The 24,467-nt window shown below is 67.5% G+C and carries 23 protein-coding genes; 6 read left to right on the forward strand and 17 right to left on the reverse strand.

Going from position 1 to position 24,467, the window contains the following annotated elements; genetic code table 11:
* Positions 1-114: 114 nt before the first annotated feature.
* Genes mhpA through ACMTAK_RS40830 form a run of 3 tightly spaced genes read right to left on the reverse strand, consistent with a single transcriptional unit; the run spans position 115 to position 3,563 of the window.
* Positions 115-1,764, reverse strand: coding sequence for a bifunctional 3-(3-hydroxy-phenyl)propionate/3-hydroxycinnamic acid hydroxylase MhpA (mhpA, locus tag ACMTAK_RS40820; protein ID WP_413810801.1), 1,650 nt, complete (start codon positions 1,762-1,764; stop codon positions 115-117).
* A 4-nt stretch (positions 1,765-1,768) separates the two neighbouring features.
* Positions 1,769-2,692, reverse strand: a complete 924-nt coding sequence (locus tag ACMTAK_RS40825) for a VOC family protein (protein WP_413810802.1) — start codon at positions 2,690-2,692, stop codon at positions 1,769-1,771.
* Between the two features lie 28 nt (positions 2,693-2,720).
* Entirely contained in the window at positions 2,721-3,563 is an 843-nt protein-coding gene (locus ACMTAK_RS40830) for a fumarylacetoacetate hydrolase family protein (RefSeq protein ID WP_413810803.1), read from the reverse strand.
* Between the two features lie 257 nt (positions 3,564-3,820).
* Between ACMTAK_RS40830 and ACMTAK_RS40835 the strand changes: the two genes are divergently transcribed.
* Positions 3,821-4,645 (forward strand): FadR/GntR family transcriptional regulator, encoded by an 825-nt coding sequence (locus tag ACMTAK_RS40835; RefSeq protein WP_413810804.1) that lies wholly within the window; start codon positions 3,821-3,823, stop codon positions 4,643-4,645.
* 121 nt (positions 4,646-4,766) lie between these two features.
* On the opposite strand, the gene ACMTAK_RS40840 is transcribed toward ACMTAK_RS40835, so the two are convergent.
* The 6 genes from ACMTAK_RS40840 to ACMTAK_RS40865 all read right to left on the reverse strand — a co-directional run bounded on the left by ACMTAK_RS40840 (position 4,767) and on the right by ACMTAK_RS40865 (position 12,612).
* Positions 4,767-5,570, reverse strand: a complete 804-nt coding sequence (locus tag ACMTAK_RS40840) for a MarR family winged helix-turn-helix transcriptional regulator (protein ID WP_413810805.1) — start codon at positions 5,568-5,570, stop codon at positions 4,767-4,769.
* Between the two features lie 670 nt (positions 5,571-6,240).
* Positions 6,241-6,918: a response regulator gene (locus ACMTAK_RS40845; RefSeq protein ID WP_413810806.1), complete on the reverse strand. Its 678-nt coding sequence runs from the start codon at positions 6,916-6,918 to the stop codon at positions 6,241-6,243.
* Complete coding sequence (locus ACMTAK_RS40850; protein ID WP_461773832.1) at positions 6,915-8,129, reverse strand: sensor histidine kinase; 1,215 nt, start codon at positions 8,127-8,129, stop codon at positions 6,915-6,917. Before ACMTAK_RS40850 ends, ACMTAK_RS40845 begins: the two co-directional genes overlap by 4 nt.
* A gap of 78 nt (positions 8,130-8,207) precedes the next feature.
* The gene (locus ACMTAK_RS40855; protein ID WP_413810808.1) at positions 8,208-10,433 is read right to left on the reverse strand and encodes an MMPL family transporter; all 2,226 of its coding nucleotides are present in this window, start codon (positions 10,431-10,433) and stop codon (positions 8,208-8,210) included.
* A 283-nt stretch (positions 10,434-10,716) separates the two neighbouring features.
* Entirely contained in the window at positions 10,717-11,352 is a 636-nt protein-coding gene (locus tag ACMTAK_RS40860; RefSeq protein WP_413810809.1) for a response regulator transcription factor, read from the reverse strand.
* A gap of 18 nt (positions 11,353-11,370) precedes the next feature.
* Positions 11,371-12,612 carry a sensor histidine kinase gene (locus ACMTAK_RS40865; RefSeq protein WP_413810810.1) on the reverse strand — a complete coding sequence of 414 codons (1,242 nt, stop codon included), beginning with the start codon at positions 12,610-12,612 and terminating at the stop codon, positions 11,371-11,373.
* A gap of 216 nt (positions 12,613-12,828) precedes the next feature.
* Between ACMTAK_RS40865 and ACMTAK_RS40870 the strand changes: the two genes are divergently transcribed.
* The gene (locus tag ACMTAK_RS40870; protein WP_413810811.1) at positions 12,829-13,032 is read left to right on the forward strand and encodes a hypothetical protein; all 204 of its coding nucleotides are present in this window, start codon (positions 12,829-12,831) and stop codon (positions 13,030-13,032) included.
* A gap of 38 nt (positions 13,033-13,070) precedes the next feature.
* The gene (locus ACMTAK_RS40875) at positions 13,071-14,732 is read left to right on the forward strand and encodes a molybdopterin-dependent oxidoreductase (protein ID WP_413810812.1); all 1,662 of its coding nucleotides are present in this window, start codon (positions 13,071-13,073) and stop codon (positions 14,730-14,732) included.
* A gap of 179 nt (positions 14,733-14,911) precedes the next feature.
* On the opposite strand, the gene ACMTAK_RS40880 is transcribed toward ACMTAK_RS40875, so the two are convergent.
* Positions 14,912-15,436, reverse strand: a complete 525-nt coding sequence (locus tag ACMTAK_RS40880; protein ID WP_413810813.1) for a fumarylacetoacetate hydrolase family protein — start codon at positions 15,434-15,436, stop codon at positions 14,912-14,914.
* Positions 15,376-15,696 carry a hypothetical protein gene (locus tag ACMTAK_RS40885; RefSeq protein ID WP_413810814.1) on the reverse strand — a complete coding sequence of 107 codons (321 nt, stop codon included), beginning with the start codon at positions 15,694-15,696 and terminating at the stop codon, positions 15,376-15,378. The genes ACMTAK_RS40880 and ACMTAK_RS40885 overlap by 61 nt, the downstream gene beginning before the upstream one ends.
* Before the next feature lie 51 nt (positions 15,697-15,747).
* On the opposite strand from ACMTAK_RS40885, the gene ACMTAK_RS40890 reads away from it, so the two are divergent.
* Positions 15,748-16,047, forward strand: coding sequence for a hypothetical protein (locus tag ACMTAK_RS40890; protein ID WP_413810815.1), 300 nt, complete (start codon positions 15,748-15,750; stop codon positions 16,045-16,047).
* Between the two features lie 59 nt (positions 16,048-16,106).
* On the opposite strand, the gene ACMTAK_RS40895 is transcribed toward ACMTAK_RS40890, so the two are convergent.
* From ACMTAK_RS40895 to ACMTAK_RS40910, 4 genes are all read right to left on the reverse strand, one after another.
* Complete coding sequence (locus ACMTAK_RS40895; RefSeq protein ID WP_413810816.1) at positions 16,107-17,360, reverse strand: MFS transporter; 1,254 nt, start codon at positions 17,358-17,360, stop codon at positions 16,107-16,109.
* A gap of 100 nt (positions 17,361-17,460) precedes the next feature.
* Positions 17,461-18,000: a cupin domain-containing protein gene (locus ACMTAK_RS40900; protein WP_413810817.1), complete on the reverse strand. Its 540-nt coding sequence runs from the start codon at positions 17,998-18,000 to the stop codon at positions 17,461-17,463.
* Positions 17,997-18,752 (reverse strand): hypothetical protein, encoded by a 756-nt coding sequence (locus ACMTAK_RS40905; protein ID WP_413810818.1) that lies wholly within the window; start codon positions 18,750-18,752, stop codon positions 17,997-17,999. Before ACMTAK_RS40905 ends, ACMTAK_RS40900 begins: the two co-directional genes overlap by 4 nt.
* Positions 18,753-18,878: 126 nt before the next feature.
* A complete protein-coding gene (locus ACMTAK_RS40910) occupies positions 18,879-20,471 on the reverse strand; it encodes an FAD-dependent monooxygenase (protein WP_413810819.1) in 1,593 nt (530 codons plus the stop codon).
* Positions 20,472-20,549: 78 nt separating this feature from the next.
* Here ACMTAK_RS40910 and ACMTAK_RS40915 point away from each other — a divergent pair, with 78 nt between their 5' ends.
* Together ACMTAK_RS40915 and ACMTAK_RS40920 are read left to right on the forward strand one after the other, a co-directional pair.
* Positions 20,550-21,365, forward strand: coding sequence for an IclR family transcriptional regulator (locus tag ACMTAK_RS40915; protein ID WP_413810820.1), 816 nt, complete (start codon positions 20,550-20,552; stop codon positions 21,363-21,365).
* A gap of 304 nt (positions 21,366-21,669) precedes the next feature.
* Positions 21,670-21,861, forward strand: a complete 192-nt coding sequence (locus ACMTAK_RS40920; RefSeq protein ID WP_413810821.1) for a hypothetical protein — start codon at positions 21,670-21,672, stop codon at positions 21,859-21,861.
* Between the two features lie 581 nt (positions 21,862-22,442).
* On the opposite strand, the gene ACMTAK_RS40925 is transcribed toward ACMTAK_RS40920, so the two are convergent.
* Positions 22,443-23,849: a tyrosine-type recombinase/integrase gene (locus ACMTAK_RS40925; RefSeq protein ID WP_413810822.1), complete on the reverse strand. Its 1,407-nt coding sequence runs from the start codon at positions 23,847-23,849 to the stop codon at positions 22,443-22,445.
* Positions 23,743-24,348, reverse strand: a complete 606-nt coding sequence (locus tag ACMTAK_RS40930) for an integrase core domain-containing protein (protein ID WP_413813150.1) — start codon at positions 24,346-24,348, stop codon at positions 23,743-23,745. The genes ACMTAK_RS40925 and ACMTAK_RS40930 overlap by 107 nt, the downstream gene beginning before the upstream one ends.
* Between the last annotated feature and the right edge of the window lie 119 nt (positions 24,349-24,467).

Raw genomic sequence — 24,467 nt, forward strand, 5'->3', positions numbered from 1 at the left:
CGCCGTGGGCATCCGGGGCGCGCGACAGTGGTGACGCGGCCCGGACCCCGGCACGGCGGCGCCTCGCCCGTGCGGGACCGCCGCAGTCGGCACGTTCCCCAGGTGGCGTAGCGGCTACTGCTCTCCGGCGGCGATCAGTTTGCCGGGGGCCTGAGTGTCACGGTCGGCGGCGGGCCAGCGCAGCAGTGCGCGCAACTGGCCCACCAGGCCGTGCAGTCCGGCGTCGTCGGCAGCCGCGCCGAACAGGTAGAAGTCGGGCCGGATCACTGCCGCGACGTGGCCATGCTCGCGCATGTGCGGCAGATAGCCGCCTGGGGCATCGGTGTAGCCGTCCTCGGGTGCGGCGGTCTCGTACAGCGGGACGAGGTGCGCCCCGATGTCGGACAGGAACGTACGGTCCGTCTCGTCGAGAGCCTTCAGCGGCGCGTCGCCGTCGGTGAGGACGGTGAAGCCGCCACCCGTGAGGTCATCGAGGAGTGCGGTATGCCCGCGGTGTGTCAGCCGGAACTGCGGAGTGAGGTGGCCGACGTCGGCAGCGCGGGTGCCGTCGGCCGCGCGTTGGAGGACTCCGTCGCCCAGCACCGGCGGCGGCGTAGGTGGCAGCGCTCGCTCCGGGTCGGCGCCCGCTGCGATCATCCGCTCGTCGCGGGCCGCGGCCTCGTCGGCGTCCAGGACGCAGATGACCCGGCCCAGCGCCATCGACATGCCGATGGCGTGCTGGACATGCTCGCTGCGTTCGGAGGTGTAGGTGTCCAGGAGGTCTTCGTGGACCCGGCCGGTCAGGACGAGGTCCAGCTTCCACGCCAGGTTGGCCGCGTCGCGCATCCCGGAACACATGCCCTGCCCCGCGAAGGGCGGCATCTGGTGGGCCGCGTCCCCTGCCAGCAGCAGTCGGCCCTCCCGCCAGGTGTCCACCCAGCGGGCCTGGAAGGTATAGACGACGTGCCGTTCGAGGGTGGTGTTCTCCGGTGTGCGTTCCCACGGCTCCAGGAGTCGCCAGGCGGTCTCCTCGGTGTTGAGTTCGTCGACGCTCTCGTGGGCCAGGCGGAGGAATTCCCACCGTCGGCGACCGGGGCCGCCGGAGACGATCGTTGTGGGCCGCTCGGGGTCACACAGCTGCCAGTTCATCGGCGACCATGTCTCCTCCTCGTGGGGGACGGTGTCGACGATCAGCCAGTCGTAGAAGAACCCGAGGTCGGTGACGGAGGTGTCCATCGCGGAACGGACGAAGCTGTTGGCGCCGTCCGCGCCGATCACGTACCGGGCCCGCACGGCGCCGGGGCCGTCGGCGCCGGAGACGCTCAACCGCACGCCGTCCGCGTCGGCTTGTACGTCCACGACCTGGCAGCCGCGGCGTACCGTGACCGTGGGCTGTTTCTCGGCGGCCTCGGCGAGCACCGCCTCCAGCCGGGGCTGGGAGAAGAAGTTGGCGGTGGGCCAGCCGGAGGGACCGTTGCCGGACCAGTCGATGCGTACCAGCGGCTCACCTGCGGCGTTGCGCCACTCGTAGTGGTCCGGGACCGGGTCGGTGACCGTGCGCACCTCCTCCGCCACTCCGGCGGACTGGAAGATCCGGCCGATCTCGTGGTCGAAGTGGACGGCGCGGGGCAGGTCGTACGCGTTGGGCCAGCGTTCCAGGGCGATGACGTCGTGGCCTGCCCGGCCCAGCAGCAGCGCCAGCATCTGGCCGATCGGACCGAAGCCGACGATCGCGACGTCGTGCACCCTCGACGAGTCGTGCACGTGGGAAGACACCTCTGTCATGGTTCTACCTCTCACTGTGCGTGCCCGTCATGATGGCGGCCAGGTCTTCGGGGGCGAGGAAAGAGGGCGGGGGCGGCGGTCCCCAGTTGAACAGTCCCTTGGCGCCTTCCAGGGCCTCCGGCGTCCACAGTTGGTCGTCGACGATGCAGTCCATGTCGGAGTAGTACTCGGAGAAGTTTCCGGCCGGATCCTTCAGGTACCAGAAGAAGTTGGACCCGGCATGGTGCCGTCCCAGGCCCCACACGTGCCGCTCGGGGTGGTCCTCCAGCATGGCGGTGGCGCCGCGGCCCACCTCGTCGATGTCGTCGACCTGCCAGGAGGTGTGGTGCAGGAACGTGACGGGGGCCGCCATGACGAGGATGTTGTGGTGGTCGGTGGAGCAGCGCAGGAACGCGCCGTGGTCCTTGATGTAGTCGGACGCCTTGAAACCGAGGCCCTCGCGGAAGAACGCGGTCGTGGCCTCCAGATCGGTGGTGCCGACGACGGCGTGCCCGAGCTTGCGCGGCCGGACGCCGCCGGTGCGCAGGACGCCGGGTGCGCGTGTGTCCTTGCGCTCGACGCGGCCGGGTCCGTTGTAGGGGGTGGCCGCGATCGGGTCCTGGACGAGTCGGGGGACCACCTCCATGATGGCCCGGACGCCGGTCGCCTTGTCGTGGGCGGTCAGACGCGTACCTTCGAGTCGGCTGTCGGTGCCGAGGCAGTGCAGTCGGGAGGCGGCGGCCGCCAGGTCGTCCGGGGAGTCGGCGCCTATGCGGACTTCGACGAGCCGACGGGTAGGGGCGTGCACGATGCGCAGTTGGCGGCCGCCGTCCCGGGTAGCGAACCAGCCGTCGCCCTCGGGGGCGAGGCCGAAGTCCGCGTAGTAGGCGGCCGTTTCGGCGACCTGGGGCACGCCCATGGTGATCGAGGTCAGACGGTGCAGTGCCATGGGAGGACTCCTTTGTCCGTCCGGTCGGTCAGGCGACGAAGGTCTGTCGCAGCTCGCCGATGCCTTCGATGGTGCTGACAAGTTCGTCGCCGGCGACGAGGAAGCGCTTCGGGTCACGGCCCATGCCGACGCCCGCGGGTGTTCCGGTGAACAGGATGTCGCCGGGCAGCAGCGGCAGCGTGGCGGACAGCCGGGCGATGAGGGCGGGTACGGAGAAGATCAGCTCGCGGGTGCGGCCCTTCTGCATCTCCTCGCCGTTGATCGAGCAGCGCAGCTCCAGGTCGTCCGGGTTGTCGAACTCGTCGGGGGTGACCAGCCACGGGCCGATCGGCGCGAACCCGGGGTAGGACTTCCCGAGGCTGAACTGCGGTGCGGGGCCAGCCAGTTGGGAGACTCGCTCGGAGATGTCCTGGCCCACGGCCAGTCCGGCCACATGGCTCCAGGCATCCGCATCGGACACGCCTTCGGCACGGCGCCCGATGACGGCCACCAACTCGACCTCCCAGTCGGTGTTGCCGCCCTCGGGAAGCTTCACCTCGGTGACCGGGCCGGTGATGGCGGAGACGAACTTGGTGAAGACCGGCGGCAGCTTGTCCGGCACCTCGAATCCGGACTCGGCCGCGTGCTCGCTGTAGTTGAGCCCGATGGCCAGGGTCTGGCGCGGCGCAGGAACGGGCGAGCCGAGCGCGGACTCCGCGAACGCCTCTCCCGCGGGCAGCTCCGCGCGGGCGGCCCAGGCCCGGAACTCCTCCCAGCGCTCGTACACGGCCTGCGGGTCTGCGGAGAAGAGGCCACGACTGGCCTGCTGAACGTCGATGGCCCGGCCGTCGACGAGCAGGGCCAGGCGGCCGGCGAGATTGGCGATACGCACGATGGGTCTCCTGAAGCGGGTAGAGAGGGCTCGGGTTCCGCGGCGATCACCGCTCGTAGGGTGAGTGCCGTGAGCCCGCCTGCTGGTGGTTCGAGGCGAGGGCACGCCAGCGTCAACGGCTCTTGCCGATCCAGCAGCCATTCAGCATGATGATTATCCTGATGTTGCGCTCGAGTAATTTCGGACGTCAAGAGCTGTAGCGAAAAAATCACCATGATGAATAAGAACGAATCCATGTGCCGACGTGAGGAGCAGCCGTGAGCGCCGCCGACCGCGGGATGCGGACAACGAAGCGAACATCCGCCCAGAACGCCGCGGGCAACGCTGCAGCGGGACGTGCCCGGCCGGCGGCCGTTGGCCGCGCCGAGCGGGCGGCGGAACGCGTCGTCGCTCTCCTTGAGACACTCTCCCCTGGCTCCCGCCTGGGCACCAAGGAGGAACTGCGGATCCTGTGCGAGGTGTCGGTCGGCACCTTCAACGAGGCGCTGCGCCTGCTCCAGTCCCGCGGGCTTGTCACCGTCAAGCCGGGGCCCGGCGGGGGGCTCTTCAGCGCCGAGCAGACCCCCATGGTCCGCCTCGGCAACTCCGTGCTCGCCCTTGACGCACAGGAGACCGATGTCGCCAACGCCGTCCGCATCCGTGACGCCCTCGACCCGCTGCTCATCGAAGATGCCCTCTGGCACGCCTCCCCCGCCGACATCGCCGGACTGCGCGAGCACATCGGCGCGATGGAACGGGCCCTCGACGAGGAGGACGCCACCGCCTTCGTGCACGCCAACTGGGCACTGCACGCGGGCATCGCCGCCATCACGCCGAACGCCCTGCTCGGCTCCCTGTACAGCAGCCTGTTGGACCTCATCGAAGCCCACACCCTGTCCGTCCTTCCGGCCAGCGACGTACCGCTGGGCGATTACATCGCCCAGCGGTACGGTCTGCACCGCGACCTCATCGAGGCGCTCGACCGCCGGGACCGTGGGGAGGCCCTGCGTCTGATCCACGAGCACAACACGACCCTCACCGCCGAAGAGGCCTCGGACGAGGTGGCCGAAGGGACTGCCGTACCGGTCAACGCACCTCGCTGACCGGTACGTTCGCCCTCGCATGACTGCCGCGCACTCCGCACAGGCGATCGGGGCGACACACCCGAAGGTCCGCAGCGGACCGGCGGAGCCGGCCAGGGTGGCGGTTACGTGGACTGATCAGTCAGGAGCTTTCGCTGTCGATCGCCTTGAGCAGCGTGAGCAGTTCGGAACGTTCGGCGGCGCTTAGTTCGAGGAATGGCTCGGCGTAACCGCTGGTCACTGTGGGCAGGACAGCCTGGAGGCGCTCCTGCCCAAGGCTGGTCAGGACGGCCCGGATCCGTCGGCGGTCTTCCGCGTCTTCGGAGCGCTCGATGAGCTGACGTTCCTCAAGCTCCCTCAGTGTGCGTCCGACGCCTGGGCGGCTGCCTCCCGTCGCGGCTACGAGCGCGGCGAGTTGCAGGGGTGCTCCATCCAGGTAGCTGACGAGGATCAGGGCGTTGTAGTGCCGCAGCGTCAGAGCTGTTCCGGCGAGGGCCCGCTCAAGATGGTTCCGGACGGCGTCGCTGGCTCGCCCGAGAGTGAGGGCGGCGCTCATCTTCAACATGTCTACGTCCGGATAGAGCCTCTGCACTTCGAGCGCGCGCGCGACGCTGATCTCGTCCCGCTCGCGCGCCTTGCCGAATTTGCCGACGACGGCGGTGAGGTCGGCCAGCCTCTCGAGGGCCTGGCCGTCCAACGGGCTGAGCAGTGAGGCAACGGCGGTGCTGCCCATGCGCAACCACTCGCCGAGCTGAACTTTGCCTCGGGAAGTGACGGAAGCCCGGATGCGGCGCCGGTCCTGCGGGTCGATGCTGCGCGAGATGAGCCCTTCGGCTTCGAGCCGGACGAGTTCCGCGCTGACGTTCGAGCGAGTGACGGCGATCTGGTCCGCCAGTTCCTGCAGCGCCAGCGGCCCCTTGCCTGCGAGTCGCACCTCCAGCAGCATGCGCACAGCCACAGTGCTCACGCGCTGCCTGGCGACTCCCGCGGTAAGGGCGCGCTGGACCGCTTCCGAAGCGCGGGTGACCGCCCAACCCAGTTCGAGGGTCGCGTCTATCGAGTTGAGTCGCAACGGTTCATTGAGGGGGTTCAGAGTGATCGCTTACTCCAAGTTGTCGTGGCTCGGACCCTGCCGCCAGGCTGCGCCTTGTCGTGACCACGTGCTGCTGTGGGACAATTATACCGGTGGGTAGCAATCATGTCGTGCCGGATGACATGAAATACGTCGTTGAGTAGGGGACTGTAGTCGACGCCAGGTAGCGCCGCGTGTGAATGATCTCGGGATCACAACCGGCAGGGGGCCGTAGCCGCCACGCTTGACGGGCCGGTGCTCCCGTGAGCGCTCCACGGTCACGCGGGCGCTCGTGGGCTCGAATCCTGACCACTGTCCGACTTGCTCACGCGGTTCACCGCCAGCGTCCTGCGGATGAGCTCGTCGCCCCTGATCGGTCGCCGCTCTTTACCGGCTTCGGGCGGGCCGACACAACGCCTTAAGCGGGCGCTGTTACGGCGTCCAGCAGAACGCTCCGCGAGCCGTGCGGTCGGTACGCGTGGAGCGAGCGAGGTACTCCGCGCCTCCAGCGGGCGAGTTGTGGTGACCGCCCGTCGAAGGGAGTTCAGCCCCGCGGCGGTTCCACCCGAATCAGCCCGGACCGGTAGGCGATGGCGACGAGTTGAGCCCGGTGCCGCGCCCCCAGCTTCGTCATCATGCGCTGCACATGGGTACGCACCGTTAGGAGCGAGAGGTACATCTTCTCCGCGATCTCGTCGTTCGACAGGCCTTCGGCGACCTGGATGAGAACTTCGCGCTCGCGGGTAGTGAGGTCGGACAGGGAAGCGGGTGTGACGGCGCTGTCCGTGTGCGGGCGGGCGAGGAAGTGGGTGACCAGGACCCGGGTCGCCGCTGGGGACAGCGTGGTTTCCCCAGCCGCCACCGCGCGGATGGCGGCAAGGAATCCTTCGGGGCGGACGTCCTTGCCGAGGAATCCGTCGGCACCCGCGCGCAGCGCCTCGGCCACGTACTCGTCGGTCTCGAACGTTGTGAGGATCATGACGCGGGTGTTCTTGAGGTTCTCGTCGCGGCAGATCTCCCGGGTCGCGGCGAGTCCGTCGAGGACTGGCATGCGGATGTCCATTGCGACGACATCGGGGAGGGTGGCGCGGGCAAGTTCGACCGCCTCAGCGCCGTCGCCCGCGATACCGACCACCTCCATGTCGTCGCAGGAGTCGATCAGCAGCCGGAAGGCGGATGTGAGAAGGGCCTGGTCGTCGGCGAGCAGTACTCGCAAGGTCATGGCCGAGTCCTTTCACCGTCCTCGAGACCTCGTGGGCCCAGGGGTAGTTCGGCGCGCACCTCGAATCCGCCGCCGGGCCGACCGCCAGCAGTGATGCGCCCTCCGACGGAGGTGGCGCGTTCCCGCATGCCGATCAGGCCGTACCCGGAGCCGTTCCTGGTCTGCCGCTGGGCCCGCCCGTTGTCGTTGACCGTGATCGTTACGAGTGTGCGGGTGTACTCCAGGCACACGGTGGCCTCGGCGGTGTCCGCATGCTTGGTGACGTTGGTCAGTGCTTCCTGCACGATTCGGTAGGCCGTCAGGTCTACGCCTGGCGACAGCGGACGCTCCTCCCCACGCCGGACGAGGTGGACTGTCAACCCAGCCCGCTCGAGCGAGGCAATCAGCTCTGGGAGCCGGTACAGCCCCGGAGCGGGCTCTCGGGGGGCTTCCTGATCATCTTTCGAGCGTAGCAGGCCGATGGTCGCCTTGAGTTCGCGCAGCGCGTCGGACGTCGTGTCGGCGAGACGGTCGATCACCTTCTGTGCCTCCTCAGGTTTGGTCCGTAGCAGGTAGGACGCAGTGCCCGCCTCGATGTGCGCGAGGGCGATGTGGTGGGCGACGATGTCGTGGAGTTCGCGGGCGATGCGGGTGCGTTCCTCACCGACGCGGTGGCGGGCCTCTTCCTCGCGGGTACGTTCTGCCAGTTCGGCGCGTGCCTCGACGGCGGCGATGTAGTCGCGGCGGGTCCGGATTCCATAGGCGACGGCGCCCGCAAGCAGGAGGGTGGCGACGACCCCAATCTGGCTGGGCCGGACCGGGGACCCCGTTTGCTCAATCATGGAGGCTGCGAACGCTACGGCTGCGGTCCCGACGGTGTAGCGCATGCCGGTCCGCTGGTCGGTCCGCAGGCCGAGGGAGAAGACGGCGACCAGGACGTTGCTCAGGATCAGGGGGGAGAAGTCGAAGCCCACGAGGTTGCCGACCACTGCGAGGACTGTCCCGCACAAGGTGGTCACCGCCACGACGGCCCGTGGGTGCCTGCGGCGACACAGGAGCGCTGCGGAGGACACGGCCGCGACGAGCCCGACGGCTGGGGGCGGGGACCCGATGAATGTCGCCTCCGAGTCGAGGGCGCTGCCGAGCAAGACCAGCCCCCAGGTCGCCACGGCCAGCGTGGCGTCGACGATCAGTGTGCGGTGGCGTGTCCGGATCGGCTTGTCGAGGGACATGTGCGTTTCTCCTGTTGGGTGCCCAGGTGGTTGAGGGGCAGGCTGTCCGCGCGGACAGCCTGCCCCTCAACACTCCTCTCAGACGCGCGTGGGTTCGGGCGTGTTCATCTCTGAGGCGGTTTCAAGGCTGCAAGTCAGCTTCTCGCCCTCGATGTCAACGTCGGGCACGATCCGGTCGAGCCACCTGGGCAGCTTCCATGCCCGGTCGCCGAGGAGTGCGAGGACCGCCGGCACAAGGGTCATTCGAACCACGAAGGCGTCGAGGAAGACGGCGGAGGCGAGTCCGAGACCGATCGTCTTGATGAACGATTCTGTCATACCGATGAAGCCGGCGAACACGGCGATCATGATGACCGCGGCTGCGCCGACGACCCGCGCGCTGTGCCGGAACCCGGTTACGACGGCCTGCCGGGGCCGCTCCCCATGGACGTATGCCTCCCTGATTCGCGTCACGAGGAAGACCTCGTAGTCCATCGCGAGGCCGAACACCACCCCGATCAGGAAGATCGGCATCAGGCTCATGACCGGGCCCGTCTGCTCGACGCCGATCAGTCCTGCAAGCCAGCCCCACTGGAAGACCGCGACGATCACGCCGAAAGAGGCGCCCACTGAGAACAGGAAGCCGAGGGCCGCCTTGAGAGGTACCAGGACGGAGCGGAACACGATCATCAAGAGGAGGACGGCGAGCCCGACGACGACGGCGAGGTAGGGCAGCAGGGAGTCGGTGACCTTCTGCGACACGTCGATGTTCATGGCGGTCGTGCCGGTGACGAGCATTGTCGCGCCGGTCTCGGACTTGAGCCCGGCCGCCTCGCCGCGAATCGTGTGGACGAGGTCCTTGGTCTCGGTGGAGGTCGGGGCGGTGGTGGGCACGACGCTGATGAGCGCGGTGTCGCCGCCCTTGTTGAACATGGCGGGCGACACGGACACGACACCGTCGGTCTTGGCGATGTCGGCTGCCGCCCGCTGAGCCGCGACCTTGGGGTCTGCGGCATTCTCGGCGTCGACGACGATGGTGAGTGGCCCGTTGAAGCCAGGGCCGAAGCCGTCGGCGAGCGCGTCGTAGGCACGGCGCTGGGTGGTGGAAGTGGGCTGGGCTTCATCACCCGGAATGCCGAGTTCCAGGGAGAAGGTGGGGACAGCCATCACCCCCAGGCCGAGCACGCTGAAGATCAGTACGGCGAGCGGCCGGCGGGTGACGAAGGACGCCCAGCGGGTGCCCATGTTGGGCTTCCCGGCCTTGTTGTCGCGCTCCTGTTCGTTAACTTCCTTTCCACTGCGCTTCTTACCCTTGCGCTGGCTGCGCGGCAGGACCGCTTTCGGTGCGAAGCCGAGGAGTGCGGGCAGCAGAGTGACCGCTATGACGACGGCGATGAGGACGGTACCGGCCCCGGCGAGCCCCATCTTGGTGAGCTGAGGGATGCCGACCACGGACAGGCCGGCGAGCGCGATGATCACGGTCAGGCCGGCGAAGACGACGGCTGAACCCGCTGTGCCGATGGCTCGCCCGGTCGCGTCCTCGGCGCTGAGGCCCCCAGCACGTTCCGAGCGGTAGCGGGAGACGATGAACAGGGCGTAGTCGATGCCAACCGCGAGGCCCAGCATCAAGGCGAGGGTCGTGGTCGTCGTAGAGAAGCCGATGGCGATGATCGCGGCGATGCCGACGCCGATCCCGATGAGCGCGGTGAGCAGTGGAAGCCCTGCAGCGACCAGTGAGCCAAACGTGATAACGAGCACGACCGCGGCGGCGGCGATGCCGATGATCTCGGTGGTACCGCCCAACTCAGCGGCGGGCTCCAGGGCGGAGCCGCCAATGTTGACCGTGAGCCCGGCGTCCCTCCCGTCCTGGATCGTGTCCTCCAGCGCGTCCTTGGTGGCGTCCGTGAGGTCGGCGCTCTTCTCCTTGTAACTTACGGTGGAGTAGGCAGTCGTGCCGTCCTTGCTCACGGCGCCGGGCGTCCTGAACGGGTCGATCGCGCTCTTGACCTGGCTTCCGTCCCCGACCTTCGTGACGATCCTTTCGACGGCCGCCTTGTTGGCGCCCGCGGTGACCTTCTGCCCGTCGGGAGCGACAAACACGATGCGCGCCTCGGCGCCGTTGGAGCTGGTTCCGGGGAAACGCTGGTCGAGCAGGTCGAAGGCCTTTTGCGACTCCGTTCCCGGCATCGAGAAGCCGTCCTCCTCCGCGGCCGGGGCCTTGGCCGCCGCGAAGGCACAAGCGGCAAGAACAGCCACCCACAGCAGGGCGACGAGTCGGCGTTTCCGGAAGGAGAAACGTCCTAGTCGGTATAGGAAGGTAGCCACAGGTCAGGCACTCCAGTCGTGAACGTCAAAGGGTGGCGGATCACCTCCTATGCTTCGCGATCAGGCGCGTCATCGTCGTCGCGCGCCTGCAGACACCTCTCCGTACTGTTCATGCAGTACGGAGAGGGTGCGGCGTCCACCTTCCGGCGGAGCGAGTGGGCCTCGCGCCGTGTATCGGAGGCGAGGCACGGCCACGCCGGGCAACTCGCTGCAGCCGAGTGATGACCGCATCCCGGAGGCACCGTCAACTGGTCGAGGCCCTGGGCTCCCGTGACACGAACCGTCACTGGTGTGGTGGCGTGAGGATGCCTCGCGCGAGAGCGACGGTGACGGCTGCCGTGCGGTCGTTGACGCCCAGCTTGACGAACGTTCGCAGCAGGTGCGTCTTCACTGTCGCTTCGCCGATGTACAGCTGTCGACCGATCTCGCTGTTGGACAGACCTCGCGCGACGAGACCGAGTACCTGAACCTCGCGGGGGGTCAACTGCTCCTCGGCCGGCGCCTGCATATGAGTCACCAGCCGGGCGGCCACCGGCGGAGCCAGGACGGTTTCCCCGCGGGCTGCCGCCCGGATCGCGTCGGTCAGGACGCCGATCGGCGTGTCCTTGAGCAGGTAACCGGTGGCGCCGGCCTCGATCGCCGGCAGGATGTCGGCGTCGCCTTCGTAGGTGGTCAGCACGAGCACGCGAATGCCGGGGTGCTGCTGTCGGATGCGCGCGGTCGCAGTGGCGCCGTCGGTACCCGGCATCCGCAGGTCCATCAAGACGACGTGCGGGCGAGTCGCCGAGGCGAGGGCGATCGCCTCGTCACCGGAGCCGGCTTCGCCCACGACCAGCAGGTCGTCGTACGCGTCGAGCATGCCGCGGAGGCCGAAGCGTACGACGGGATGGTCATCGACGATCAGGATGTTGACAGTCATCGAGCCGGTTCCGCCTGCTCAGTGGTCGGTTGTGGGGCTGAGATCAAGCCCAGACTGCAGGGTACGCGCCGTATGGTCGGCCGTCGGCAGTTCCACCTGCACCGTGGTGCCCTGACCGGGAGCCGACCGCACTGTGCAGGTTCCGCCAAGAGTGCTGGCCCGGCTGCGGATGCCGAGCAGGCCGTATCCTCCCCGGACAGTGGCCGGGTCGAAGCCCTGGCCGTCATCGGTCACGGCCAGCGTCGTCAGGCCGTTTTCGTGGCGTAGTTCGATCCGCACTGTGGTGGCGTCGGCGTGCTTGCCGACGTTGGCCAGGGCCTCCTGCGCGGTGCGCAGCAGGGCGATGTCGGTGCCGGCAGGTGCGCCGGACCGCTCGCCGACGATCGCCACCTCGACGCGCGTGCCTGTGTCGCGGGTATGTCGGGCGGCGAGCCGGTCCAGCGCATCCGCGAGGCTGCGGCCGGTCAGGTCGACCGGGGCCAACGCGGCGATCAGCGAGCGTGCCTCCGCGAGGTTTTCACGGGCGGTCTTTTCGAGGATGTCGAGCTGGCCGTCAGCGGCCGTCGGATCACGGTGCAGGGTCGTCCGTGCGGCCTGGGCGAGCATGAGGACGCTCGTGAAGCCCTGTGCGAGGGTGTCGTGGATCTCGGCGGCCAGGCGTTCACGTTCGGCATGGACGCCTGCCTGGTGCCCCGCGCGCTCCAGCGCGGCCCGTGTCCGGGTCAGTTCTTCGATCAGCGCGGCCCGTTTGCGGTTCTGCTCGCGGATGCCGGTCAGATAGGCGCCCACGAGAATCGTCACGGTCATGGGTACCAGAACGGTCACGCCGGCCATCGCCAGCGTGTAGCGGCTGACTCCGGCCTGCGCGATCATGGCCCAGGCGAGTTCGGCGTAGAGGATCAACAGCAGCGGTATACGTACGCGCCACCTCGCGACCATCACGAACAGCTGTGGGCAGAGCGCGAACAGCAGTGCGCCGCCCATCGGGGCGATGGCGAGCAGAAGCGGGAACGCGACCGCCAGGGCGGCGAAGTAGGCCACCCCCCAACGCTCGTCACGGTTTTCCATGGCCTGCGGCGCGACAAAGGCGTACCAGGCGACGATGACGGCGAGCGTAGTGAGGGCAAGCACGCGTTGTCCGAGTGCCACGGTGACGTCGCCCGCTATGGCGACGGCAAGTGGTATGGCGACGGCGCCGACGAGGACATGCCATCCGACGCGGTAGCGGTATCCGAAGTCGACGGTGCTGCGTACTGCCACGCCCTGCCCACTTTCGCCCGCCGAGATCTGGCCGCCAGTTTACGGGCGCCCACGTCCAGGGTGCCCGGCTCGGCGCCGAGGAATGTCCACGTACCGGTGGAGCCGTGCGTACGTCGATCGGTTGACGACAGGGTCCAACCAACCGTTGTTTCCGTCGCGGCCACAGAACGTCACGCTCGTTGTCGAGAACCTCGGCTCCGCACCTGGAGGTACCCCATGAAGAAGAACTGGCTCGTCCTCGCCTTCGGCGCACTGCTGATCTTTGGCGGTGTGACCTGGACCTTGCAGGGCCTCGATGTCATGGAGGGCTCAGCGATGAGCGGCGTGACGTTGTGGGCGGTCATCGGACCGATCGTGGTGATCGTCGGCCTCGTCCTGATGGGCGTCGGATTCGCCCGACTACGCCGGGTCAGCCGATAAGCGCCTGCCAACTGTCCGATACCGACATGGAGACTCACATGGCAGGACGGCCCGCACCGGTAAAACCGCCCAAGCAGTGGTACGGCGAGCTTGCCGGCGTCGCGGCCACCGCCCTCGCGCTGGGCGTCGGTGAGCTGGTGGCAGCCGCGACGGGCGGGCCCTCAGCGCCCCTGGTGGCGGTGGGTGGTGTCGCCGTGGACGCCGCGCCGACTCCGGTCAAGGAGTTCGCGGTCACGCTGTTCTACACGTACGACAAGCTGGCGCTGCAGGCCGGAATCGTGCTGGTGTTGGCGGTCTTCGCCGCGTTCATCGGTGCACTGGCCATGCGTCGGCTCGTATACGGGCTGGCCGGAGTGGCCGTGTTCGGGATGGTCGGCGTACTGGCGTCAGCCACCCGGGCCAGTGCCACGTGGGCGTACCCGCTGCCGACGGTGGTCGGTGCACTGGCTGCCGCAGGTCTTTTGGTGCTGCTGCGTGGCACCTTGCCACGCCGCGCGGCGGTGTTGGCACAAGACCAGGGGGACCACACCGGCCCGGACACGGACGTGGCGTCGCAGGAAGCCCCCACCCCTGTGCAGGGCGCCCCTTCGCCGTCGCCGGATGCCGGCATGTCGGTGGCCGACGGCGCGGGACAGCCACCGGGCCGGCGACGGTTTCTCGCGCTGGCGGTCGGGGCCATCGGTGCGGCCGCGGTGGCCGTACCGGGAGGGCGCCGGCTCTGGGCACAGCGTGTGGCTGCGGCCCGGGCCGCAGTGGTACTTCCGCCCGCATCGAGTCCGGCAGCACCGTTGCCTGTCAAGGTCTCCGCTGGGGTGCCTGGAGTGGAGCCGTTCGTGACCAGGAACGCGGACCTCTACCGGATCGACACCGCTTTGACGGTGCCGCAGATGGAACCGAAGGACTGGCGGCTGAGGATTCATGGCCGGGTGAAACGGCCGCTGACGCTGACGTACGAGCAATTGCTGGCACGGCCGATGGTGGAGCGGTACATCACGCTGGCGTGTGTATCCAATGAGGTCGGTGGTGAGTTGGTCGGTAACGCCCGATGGTTGGGAGTATCGGTCAAGGATCTGCTGGATGAGGTCGAGCCGGACGGTGGGGCGGATCAGGTGGTGAGCCGTTCCGTGGACGGCTACACGGCCGGAACGCCGACGGCAGCGTTGCGTGACGGGCGGGACGCATTGCTGGCGGTCGGAATGAACGGGGAGCCACTGCCGGTCGAGCACGGGTTCCCGGTCCGGATGGTGGTGCCCGGGCTGTACGGATACGTATCTGCGACGAAGTGGTTGACGGAGCTGGAGCTGAGTCGCTTCTCGGACTTCAGCGCCTATTGGGTACGGCGGGATTACGCGGCACTGGCTCCGGTGAAGACACAGTCGCGGATCGACACACCGGCGGCGGGCAAGCGTCTGGAGCAAGGTCTGGTGATGGTGGCCGGGGTGGCCTGGGCGCAACATCGGGGGGTGTCCGCGGTGGAGGTCCGCGTGGACGACGGACCATGGCAGCAGGCACGGCTCGCGGCGGTGCCGTCGGTGGACACATGGCGGCAGTGGAGCTGGCCGTGGGAGGCGACGCCCGGCAAGCATCGGCTGCAAGTGCGCGCCACTGACAAGACCGGCCAGGTACAGACAGGACGGGTGCACAAGCCGTTGCCTGACGGGGCAACAGGCTGGCACACGATAACGGTCACGGTTACCTGAGCATTTCCCGGCTTCGGCATGCCCGGCGAATGCTGCTTCACCATGTCAACCTCAGCACGGAAGTCTCTACGAGGAGCCGCGTCGCGCAGGCGTGGGAGTGAGGGTTTCTGGGCCCTTCGGGCCGTGGCCGACACCGCCAGTCGGACAAGGCACCGCATCCTTCTCGGTTGCAGAGACCTCTAGTGTGCCAACCCGGTCGATCGTGACTCTGATCGTGTCGCCATCGCTGACCGTGTCCACGCTGGCCGGGTGCCGGTGGTGACCAGGCACCCCCCGTTGAGCTCGGTCACGGAGGAGACGTAGCTGAGGAATTGATCCACGTTCCAGATCAGGGCCGACAGGTCGGCGTCCTGACGGATTGAACCGTCCCAGGTGCGCAAAATGACGTCGGATCTGTCGCGCACCTCGTCCGGAGTGACCAGCCACGGGCCGATCGGGGTGAAGGTGTCGAAGGGCTTGCGGGTGGAGCGGTACTCGCCGCCGCGCATGGTCATGTCGATCAGACAGGTGTAGCCCGCGATGTAGTCGAGCACCTCGTCGGGATCGATGTTCTTGCCGTCCTTGCCGATCAGCAAGGCCGACTCGCCTTCCTGATCGGAGCGGCGGTCCGTGTACGGCAGCCGCACGACGCCGCCGTAGGCGGTCAGCGACGGCGGCGACATGAGGAAAAAGCCGAGTGCGGAGACATCGCCGATCTGCCGCATCTCCTCGTGGTGGTCATGTAGTTGACGGGTGCGGCCACCATCTTGCTCGGCTGGGAGACGAGCGGTGCCCAGGTCGGTCCGGGGATGACTGGCTGCGCCAGGGCGGTGACCTCGTCGGGTAGGCCGCCGCGCAGCAGTTCGACCATCGGATCGAGGGTGATGCGCTCACTCGGGAGGAGTGCGGACAGATCGTGCACTCGATCGGCGGTGAGAGCGACCGCGATGGTGCGGCCGACGTGGACCACGCTGGCGAAGCGCATTGGAGGCCCCTCGTCTCGGTTGGCTCAGGCGACGGTTGGCTGCGGGACCCCGTGGCCGACGTGGTCCGCATAGAGCCTGTCGAGCTCGGTGCAGTCGTCGGCGCGAAGCTGGAAGTACCGGTCGCGCACCGCGTCGGCCCGTCGGCGGTGCCCAGCAACACCAGGCGCGTGCGGGCGGCCGGATCCCCGATCGTCGTCACCGTGGCGCCAGGCGCAGGCGCCGGACTGTACGCGTCGCTACCGGCGGTGCACCCCGCCACCGTGACGAGCCCGGCGGTGGCGGCTGTCGCGGTCACAGCGCGGAGAAAGGAACGGCAGTCGGGCCCGGGCGGCACATCGAGCGCGGACTGAACGGCGTCGCACACGGAAGTTCTACACATCGCATTGGTGTGTTCGTTGGACAGTCTGAGTCAGGCGACTGCTGTGGCGGCCTGGGTCGGGACAGGCTCGCCGGACGACGCGAGGTGACGAGGAAACATCGCGACGATGATCGCGCCCAGGACGGCGAGCACGGTGAACGCGATGAAGCCCGCCCGAGGTGAGACGACGGAGCCGGTGACGACGGCGAGATACGCCGGGCCGAAGATGGCGCCGAGACGGCCGACGCCGAGGCCGACACCGAGTCCGGTGCCGCGCAGGTGTGGTGGGTAGAACGCGCTCATGCAGGAGATGAGCATATTCTGGCAGCCCAGCGAGCCGAGTCCCGCGAGCGCCGAGACCCCGAGCAGCACCGGGCGCGGCTGAGGGGTGCTGAGTACGAACAGCGCGATGGCCGCGAGCAGGAACGTGCCGAACGTAACCAGCCGGAGGTGACCACGGTCAGCGATCGGTGACAGGACGAGACCGCCGATGACGGCGCCCGCGGTGAAGGTCGTCAGGAACTCCAGTGACGAACTGAGGTCGTATCCGGCCTTCATCATCACAGTGGGTAGCCACGAAGTGGTGCTGAAGAGAAGGGCCAAACTCATGAAGGCCGCGCCCCAGAACAGGATCGTGGTTCGCCGGATCTCAGGTGCGAAGAGCAGGGACATGCGGTTACGTGGCACCGTGGCCTCCACCGGAACCTCTGCTGCCACCATGACTTGTGCTGGCACCATCCGCGCGATCAGCGGGGCGAGGAGGATGGGCGCTACTCCGGGGAGGAACAGCCACTGGAAATGCACGTCGGGCAGGAGCAGCCTGCCGAGCAACGCCGACGCGACACCGCCCACACCGATGGATACCAGCGCGATCGTGAGGTGCAGCGTCCTGCGACGCGGCGGGGCGTTGTCGGCGACGAACGCGCTCACGAGCGGAGCCAGCGCGCCGATGCCGATGCCGGTGCAGAATCGGACCGCGACGAAGAACCCGAAGCCCGGCGCGAACGCCGCCGCCAGCATCGATGCGGAGATCCAGACGACCATCGTGATCATCGGGGTGCGGCGTCCCCAGCGGTCAGCGGACCAGCCCGCGAGCATCGAACCCAACGGCATGCCGAGTGCGGTGGCGCTGCCGAGCAGACCGATGGCGGAGGTGGTCGCGCCCCACGGCTGGTAGTGAACCAAACTCGGTCCAACGGTGCCCAGAGTGAAGAGGTCGTAGCCGTCCACGAAGAGGATGAGGCAGGCAAGTGAAAGAACGCCGGTGTGCCGTCTCCCGGTTGCGGTCATTGTCGTCGAGCTCATCGGCTCTCCTTGGGGTTGTCAATCTGACGTCAATGCCAGTCCCTCCCCGGTGGGACAGAGCACGTAGCGATGTCGCCGGATGCGTGAGAGTGACGGAGGGTCAGTCCGCGACGGTGTCGGCCCAGCCGTAGGCGGGCAGTTCGATTTCCGGGTGCAGCGCACCGCACTTGTCGCAAGTCCGTGCCGCGACGTCGGCGGTGAAGCGGGCGCAGGCGGCCGCATAGAACCGGACTGCTGGTTCGTCGTTGTCGTGTTCCCGCTCGTACCGGTGGACTTCGGTCCCGCACTCGGGGCAGTACCAGGCGGCGCCCTGCCTGCCGACTCGCAGAGGCAGGTAGCGCAGCGTCACACCCTCTTCGATGGGCGCGATCCGGTGCGGTGTTCCCGCGGGGATGTAGATGTGGTCACCGAGTTCCAAACGGAACCAGTTGACCGAGCTGTCGCGCAGGTGAACGCGGGCCGAGCCGGAGAGCTGGCTGAGCACTGTGTCTGTGGCACTGATTAGGTGGAACGGCTGGGGAAGCCAGTTGCGTGACAGATAGATCTGCGGATCGGTCTCGCTGGGCAGGATCGCGGCGTCCTCGTAGTTGCCGAGGGAGGCCGCGGCCTTGAGCGGGTGGGTGGAACGAGCGCGCGTCATGACGAGCTGACCTCCGGTGTGGGCTCCGGATCGGAGTGGGCGGCGTGGCGCAGAGCGCGATACGCGGCGTTGGCCACGCGGGTCTGAGAGACCTGGCGTGCCCAGCCCCAGACCTCGAGCGGGAAGGGTTCGTTCACGTGTCCGCATTCCGAGCAGCTGCGGCCCTCGTCGGTGCTGCGCAGTTCGGCGAACTCGACTGATCCCACCGCGGTCGCGAACTGGTGCACCGGGTGCGTGCCTGGGCCGTAGCGTTCCTCGTCGTAGCCCGGCAACCCGTACGGAGTGGTGTCGTAATCGTGCCGGACGATCACGGCCTTGCAGTTGGCGCACCGGGCGATCATCGCTTCGGACTGATCACCCTCCTCCGCCTGGTGCTGGGTGATCACATCGATGGCGTACGCGTCAGGGTCTGTCTCCTCTTGTAGGAAAGAGTTGACCCCGTGCAGGTTCTGCGTCGCGATGATCTGGCCGGGCGCCTTCACCGACTTGTTCGAGCCGTAGTTCACCACGACTTCGGACACGGTGTTCCAGTGGAAGAAATGACCGTAGGTCCGGCCGGGTCCGCCGACGAGGACCGCACCACAGGGCACGATCGCCCCGGCATGGTCATAAGGGAACAACGGCACCAGCTGCGCCGCGGCCTTGGCCATCCGCTCGTACACGTTCACCTTGAGCGGCTCGAAATCCGGATCAGGAGACGGAATCTGCCGGGTCTCCTCCAATCGCACCGGCTCGCCGTTGAGCTGCGTCACGATACCTCCAGAGATTGTGTTGTCCTGCGACAGGTTGAACCAGTTGTTATGTCTTTGGTTCACCCTTCGCGTGTCCAAGCGACGGAGAGTCTGCCGTCCCCGCATGGTCCATAGTGGACGTACATGTCATGGTTGGCGGCCAAGCGCTCTGCCCAGCACCATTGCGAGGTCGGCGTCCTGTGGCGAGGTGCCACTCCAGGCGATGTGCTGATCCGGCCGGACGATGAGGTGCTGCCCTTGGTGCGGAAAGCTGCGTGGCATACGGAGAACTGTCAACGGAATGCCCGTGCCGCTAGCACGCCGCTGGAGTTCGGATATCGCCGAGGAGTCCCCCGTGTCCGGGCTGATGAGCGTGAGCCCCGGGCCGAGGTGGTCATAGAGGGATGACCCATCACCGAGCCATATGTGGGGCAGTCGGCAGCCCGGCTCAGCTGAAGGGATGTAGGTGGAGACATCAGTGGCCGGTGTCGGCCTTGGCGTGCCGTCGATGACGGGTGAGTGCCCGTAGGTGTAGCCCAGGACGAGTCCTAGGCTGTAGAACTCGCTGCGCTTGAGCTGTTGTATCGACGCGGCCCGGTCGGCCAGGTCACCGGCCAGCGTAGCCATGTTGCTCGCCGCGGAGTCAACGGTCGACTGCACCACCGGCCGGCGCTCGGGCTCGTAACTGGCCAACAGCGCGGGCGCTCCCCATCCGTGCTCGACAGCCGCGATCTTCCATCCGATGTTGACCGCATCACCGACGCACGTGTTGAACCCGTGCCCACCCCAGGGCGGATTCAGATGAGCGCTTTCACCCACGAGGAAGATCCGGTCAGTCTGGAACAGGTCGGCGACGAGCATCCGTGCGGACCACGGATCGGCCGCGACAATGTCCACTTCGACCGGAGCACCGACCAGGTTCTCGATGAGCCGGGCCGCATGCCGGGTGCCGAAGTTCTCCTCGATTCCGGGAAAGATGGCCCACCACGTCCCGTGCAGGTCCAACCTCCCGATGAGCCCTGGCGTCGGACCGCCGACGATCCAGTACTGCACCGCAGGCGGGAGAGCGGGCGCCAGGGTGGGCGCCCGGAACACCAGGTTGAAGTTGGGCCGGGGATCGGACCGGCCGATGTAGCGAGCCCCGATCTGCTGACGCACAACGCTGTTCGGACCGTCGCACCCAAGCACATACCGGGCCTCAACGTCGCGGGTCGTTCCGTCCGGCTCGAGGACGGTGACGAGTACTCGCTCGTCGTCCTCCCGAACCGCCGTGACCGACGATCCCACTTCGAGGGTCACGCCCGGCTGCCCGCGAAGGTGCTCGCGCAGAGTTTCCTCGACGACCGGCTGCGGAACCACCTGACTGCTCTCGGCGTATGCGTCCACTCGCGCCGAGGAGAGAGCAAACGCTCCGGGGAAGCGAGTGATTTCCCGCCCCAGCAGGGAATCGCAGAAAACGACCATATCGGACCATTCAGTCGAGAGTGGGGCGGCCGCCCTAATCGCCGCAGCGATCCCCCAGCGGCGAAAGTGCTCCATGGTCCGGACGCTGGTGGTCTTCGCCCGCGGGCGACTGTGGGAAACAGTGGTTCTGGGCTCGATCACCAGGCACGACACTCCGTGATGAGCCAGTTCGGCGGCAGCCGACAGGCCGGCTGGCCCGCCCCCGGCGATCAGCACGGTGACCTGGCGCAGCCGCTTGGCTGTCGATCCGGCACCGTCGACGGATGGATTCGTCACGACCATGATGATGGCGACGCCCCGGGCAGGCGTGACCCCGCATTTCATTCAATGGCACAACAGTGCACACTGAACCACATGACGGAGCCCTCGACTGCTCGCGCCCGTGGCCGGAAGCCCGCGCACGGCGAACCGGTCCTCAATCGAGCCCTCCGGCTGCTGTCCACATTCGAGGGTCACGACGGCGCGTTGTCACTGACCTCGCTGAGCGCGCGGGCCGGCCTGCCTAAGAGCACCGCTCTGCGCATAGTCCGTCAGCTCGCGAGCTGGGGTGCTCTCGAGCGAACCGGCGACGGGGAGTTCGTCATCGGTCTGCGCCTGCTCGAACTCGCCTCGCTGGCTCCGAGGGGCCACGGTCTACGTGCCATAGCGATGCCGTTCCTGGAAGACCTGCACCACGCCACCGGTCAGCACGTCCTGCTCGCGGTCCTCGACCAGCACGACGCCGTCCTCGTCGAACGGTTGTCGGCACACCGAGCGGGCCGAGTCGCCTACCGCGTGGGCGGTCGTATGCCGCTGCACTGCACAGGAGTCGGCCTCGTCCTGTTGGCCCATGCACCAGCAGAGAAACAACGCGCCGTGTTCGACGGCGAACTCGTTGTCCCGGACACCGGTTCGCGGCTGCTTCCTGCCGACCTCCGGCGAACGCTGGCAGAGATCCGGCGGGAAGGCGTGGCAGTCAACGCCAGAACGCTCCCCGAGCCGATGGTTTCCGTGGCAGCACCGGTGTTCGGCCAACCGCGGGAAGTGATCGCCGCGCTGTCGGTGATCGCCCCAGCGGGGGTCACCCAGCCCGCTGCCTTGAAGCCAGCCGTGGTGGCCGTCGCTAGGGCCGTCTCCCGTGCCATGCGGACAACCGCGTCCCAGGCCGATGAGTCATTCGGTAACGGGTGATCGTCGCGCAGATGGGTGAAAGGGCCCGTTCAGGCGATTTTGCGAGGTGAACGCGCCTTTCAGGACGGGCCGGAGTGAGCTGCGGATCGACAGCGACGTTTGGACGTCTGCTGTCCACCTTGTTCGAGGATATCGAGCATCAACTGCCGCAGCTGGAAGCCTCATTCGAGATGCTTTGAAGCCACTTGAACGTCGTTGCCAAGGAAGACGGCAGCGAGTCGGACGATCGGCTCCGGGAAGTGTGCGAGATCGAATCGCTGGTCCAGCGCAACCTTCAGGAGTCCTTCCCTCGGGCGAGCCTTCGATGAAGATTCCTCTGCCGCGCCTCCGTAGCTTGTTGGAGGAGGAACAGATCGCTGTCAACGAGGGCATCAGCGGCACGTTCAAGACCAAAGGCGACGGGTTGCGCCAGCTTGTAGCCTTCGCCCTCTTGCGTGCCTACGTGGATTTGAAGCCCGCGATACCGACCCAGCCCGACCGCACTCAACAACCCTAACGGAGTCCTACTAGAGCCCCCGGTGTCGGGGACGGTACGTATGCGAAGTCGTCGTCGAGCTGTCACACGTGCCAGGGGCCCGGAGTCGCAACCTCGGCGCGCTCCTCGATCTTGGTCAGTTCTTCGTTGGCCAGCGGATCGAGGATGTTCATCAGGCGGCCAGTTCCTCGAGCTGGATCAGCCGGCCGCGTTCGAAGCGGGCTCCGGCGCGGACGAGGGCGACGAGGTGGGGCGCGTTCACGGCCCGCCAGTGGCGCGGATGCTGAAAATCGCGTCCAGCCTGGTGAGAGGCATGTTTCTGTCTGGTGAGCTGCAGCGCGTACGGTTGAGAGTTTGGGCCTGTGCTGGGTGTGGCTTCGGGCGTATACTGTACATATGCGACGCCCGGTCACGATGTCAGCTTCCAGGCAACTCGGGACGCAGGGGCCGAAAAAGGTGGACTCCTTTACTCGGCTGATTGTGCGTCAACGTGACCTGGGGAAACGGGCCGGAGCACGCTGCTCGGCTTCTGGGGGTCAAGGGGTCGCAGGTTCAAATCCTGTCGTCCCGACCAGCGTTTCCGCAGGTCGGAGGCCGTTTTCTCAGAGATGGGAAAGCGGCCTTTTTCGTGTTGCTGAGGTGGGTGGTCGCATTGTGGTCGCAGCCGCGTGCTGGAGCCGGGAAGCAGTGGGTGAAGTAGCGGTGATGGTGGGGGAGTAGGTCCGTTTCGCGGGGCGGTGGGGCCGGTTTCGGTGGTCGCGATGTGGTCGCCGCCGGGGTGGCCAGTGTCGGCGGTTGTCACCCGTGTGGCCGGTGTCGGCTTTGGTGAGTGCTTTGTCGATGGCTTCTACGGCGTCGCGGGCGGCTTGCCGGGTGAGATGGGAGTAGATGTTCGCGGTAGTGGAGACGGTGGAGTGCCGCAGGGTCTTGGAGACGGTGAGGAGGGGGATGCCTGCGGTGATGGGGACGGTGGCGGCGACGTGGCGCAGGTCGTGCAGGGTGATGATGGGGACTTTGGCCTGGGCCGCGAGTCGTTTGAAGTGGTCCAGGAGCGTCTGCGGTCGCAGTGGTTGGCCGTTGGGCCGGGTGAACACCAGGCCGGAGTACGGATCGTCGGGGCGGGGTGTGGCAGGGCCGGGTGGGGTCTGGTGTTGGAGGGCGGCTGCGACGCGTGGGGAGATGGCGACCCAGTTTTTGCTGCTGCGGGTTTTGGGGGTGGTGATGACGAGGCGGCTGTTGTTGATGGCGGAGAGGGTGTAGCGGACGTAGAGGACTTGTTCGTCGAGGTGGACGTCGGCCCAGTGGAGGCCGAGGGCTTCGCCTTTGCGCATGCCGGTGCCGATGAGGACTTCGACGAAATCGGCCATCAGGGGGTCGGCGTGGTGGCAGTGGCGCAGGAAGCGGGCGGCTTCCTCGGGTGTCCAGATGGTGCGCTCAGCAGCCGGCGGGCGGGGGAGGACGGAGGGCTTTGCGGGGTTGTGGGCGAGGCGGCGCTGGCGGACGGCGTCGCCGAGGGCGCTGGAGAGTGTGGCGAGGCAGCGGTGGAGGGTGACGCGGCCGCGGCCGGTGGCGAGCTGGGCGCGGGCGAAGCCGGCGATGTGGCGGTAGGCGAGATCGTCGAGTCTGAGTGTGCCCAGGGCCGGGATGAGGTCGTGGGTGACGTAGTCGCGGTAGCGGACCAGAGTGGTCGGTTTGAGGGTGAGGGCTTTGGCTTCGAGCCAGGTGGTGAGGTAGTCGGCCACGGTCTGGTTCGGATCGGCGTTGAAGCCGCCGGCCTCGCCCTCGAGCATCCGCCGCAGCGCGGATCGGGCGGCGTCCTGGGTGGGGAAGCCGCCGCGGCGGATGGTGGTGCGTTTGCCGGCGGGTGCGGGCAGGTCTACGGCGAAGGTCCAGGTGCCGTGATCATGATCGTCGGCGAGCTGGGGACAGCGCGTGCCGAGCTGGTGATGCTGGGCATCCCGGCAGCCGCAGCGCCGGTAGACACGGCCTCGGTCGGCAGAGGAGCGCATGGTGATCGCCTCCCGTATGTGGAGCAAAGTGCCGACACACCGAGTTTGAACCGGGTGAGCTCACACATGCGACCACTCGACCTGCAGGGCACGTCTGACCTGCGGTGATCCCTTGTCGTGGCGACAAGGGCGAGGCAACGGCGGTCGAGGTTTCGATGATCGATGTTTGCTGGTGCTGCTCAAAAATAGTGTGCCAAGTGGTTCGCTCACACTCCGGCGGTCCCAGGGGAGCCCTGTGCGTGCCGGAATCTGTGTCTCCCAATGCGCCCTGTGAGTATTCGTGGATGAGGCCGCTGAGTCGATCGCGTCGGGAGATGCGGGTTTTGCCAGTGGGGATATTTGGTTCGGACTCGGTGAGTCGGCTTAGCGCCCGTTGTCCGAGGGATCGATGCGGCCGGTGACTGTTGTAGTGCTCCGTGTGCTCGTCGAGGACGAGGCGGAGGTGGCGCTCTCCCGTGATCAGGATGCGGTCGGTGGCCTCGCGTCGGCGTGATCCGATCCAGCGTTTGGGCGATCGCGTTCATCCGTGGCACAGCGGGCAGTGTGGGGATGACGCGTACGTCGGCTGCTTGGAAGACGGCGTCGAAGCTGTCGGTGAAGTAGGCGCCGCGGTCCCGG

Origin of the sequence: Streptomyces lacaronensis (assembly GCF_047337785.1) — a bacterium.
Lineage (GTDB): Bacteria > Actinomycetota > Actinomycetes > Streptomycetales > Streptomycetaceae > Streptomyces > Streptomyces lycopersici.

What these genes read in the sequence shown, in the direction of transcription:
- mhpA (WP_413810801.1), bottom strand. Translation starts at nt 1,764, where the DNA reads ATGACAGAGGTGTCTTCCCACGTGCACGACTCGTCGAGGGTGCACGAC.
- ACMTAK_RS40825 (WP_413810802.1), bottom strand. Translation starts at nt 2,692, where the DNA reads ATGGCACTGCACCGTCTGACCTCGATCACCATGGGCGTGCCCCAGGTC.
- ACMTAK_RS40840 (WP_413810805.1), bottom strand. Translation starts at nt 5,570, where the DNA reads ATGCTGCTGGAGGTGCGACTCGCAGGCAAGGGGCCGCTGGCGCTGCAG.
- ACMTAK_RS40845 (WP_413810806.1), bottom strand. Translation starts at nt 6,918, where the DNA reads ATGACCTTGCGAGTACTGCTCGCCGACGACCAGGCCCTTCTCACATCC.
- ACMTAK_RS40850 (WP_461773832.1), bottom strand. Translation starts at nt 8,129, where the DNA reads ATGTCCCTCGACAAGCCGATCCGGACACGCCACCGCACACTGATCGTC.
- ACMTAK_RS40860 (WP_413810809.1), bottom strand. Translation starts at nt 11,352, where the DNA reads ATGACTGTCAACATCCTGATCGTCGATGACCATCCCGTCGTACGCTTC.
- ACMTAK_RS40870 (WP_413810811.1), top strand. Translation starts at nt 12,829, where the DNA reads ATGAAGAAGAACTGGCTCGTCCTCGCCTTCGGCGCACTGCTGATCTTT.
- ACMTAK_RS40875 (WP_413810812.1), top strand. Translation starts at nt 13,071, where the DNA reads ATGGCAGGACGGCCCGCACCGGTAAAACCGCCCAAGCAGTGGTACGGC.
- ACMTAK_RS40880 (WP_413810813.1), bottom strand. Translation starts at nt 15,436, where the DNA reads ATGCGGCAGATCGGCGATGTCTCCGCACTCGGCTTTTTCCTCATGTCG.
- ACMTAK_RS40885 (WP_413810814.1), bottom strand. Translation starts at nt 15,696, where the DNA reads ATGCGCTTCGCCAGCGTGGTCCACGTCGGCCGCACCATCGCGGTCGCT.
- ACMTAK_RS40895 (WP_413810816.1), bottom strand. Translation starts at nt 17,360, where the DNA reads ATGAGCTCGACGACAATGACCGCAACCGGGAGACGGCACACCGGCGTT.
- ACMTAK_RS40900 (WP_413810817.1), bottom strand. Translation starts at nt 18,000, where the DNA reads ATGACGCGCGCTCGTTCCACCCACCCGCTCAAGGCCGCGGCCTCCCTC.
- ACMTAK_RS40915 (WP_413810820.1), top strand. Translation starts at nt 20,550, where the DNA reads ATGACGGAGCCCTCGACTGCTCGCGCCCGTGGCCGGAAGCCCGCGCAC.
- ACMTAK_RS40920 (WP_413810821.1), top strand. Translation starts at nt 21,670, where the DNA reads ATGAAGATTCCTCTGCCGCGCCTCCGTAGCTTGTTGGAGGAGGAACAG.
- ACMTAK_RS40925 (WP_413810822.1), bottom strand. Translation starts at nt 23,849, where the DNA reads ATGCGCTCCTCTGCCGACCGAGGCCGTGTCTACCGGCGCTGCGGCTGC.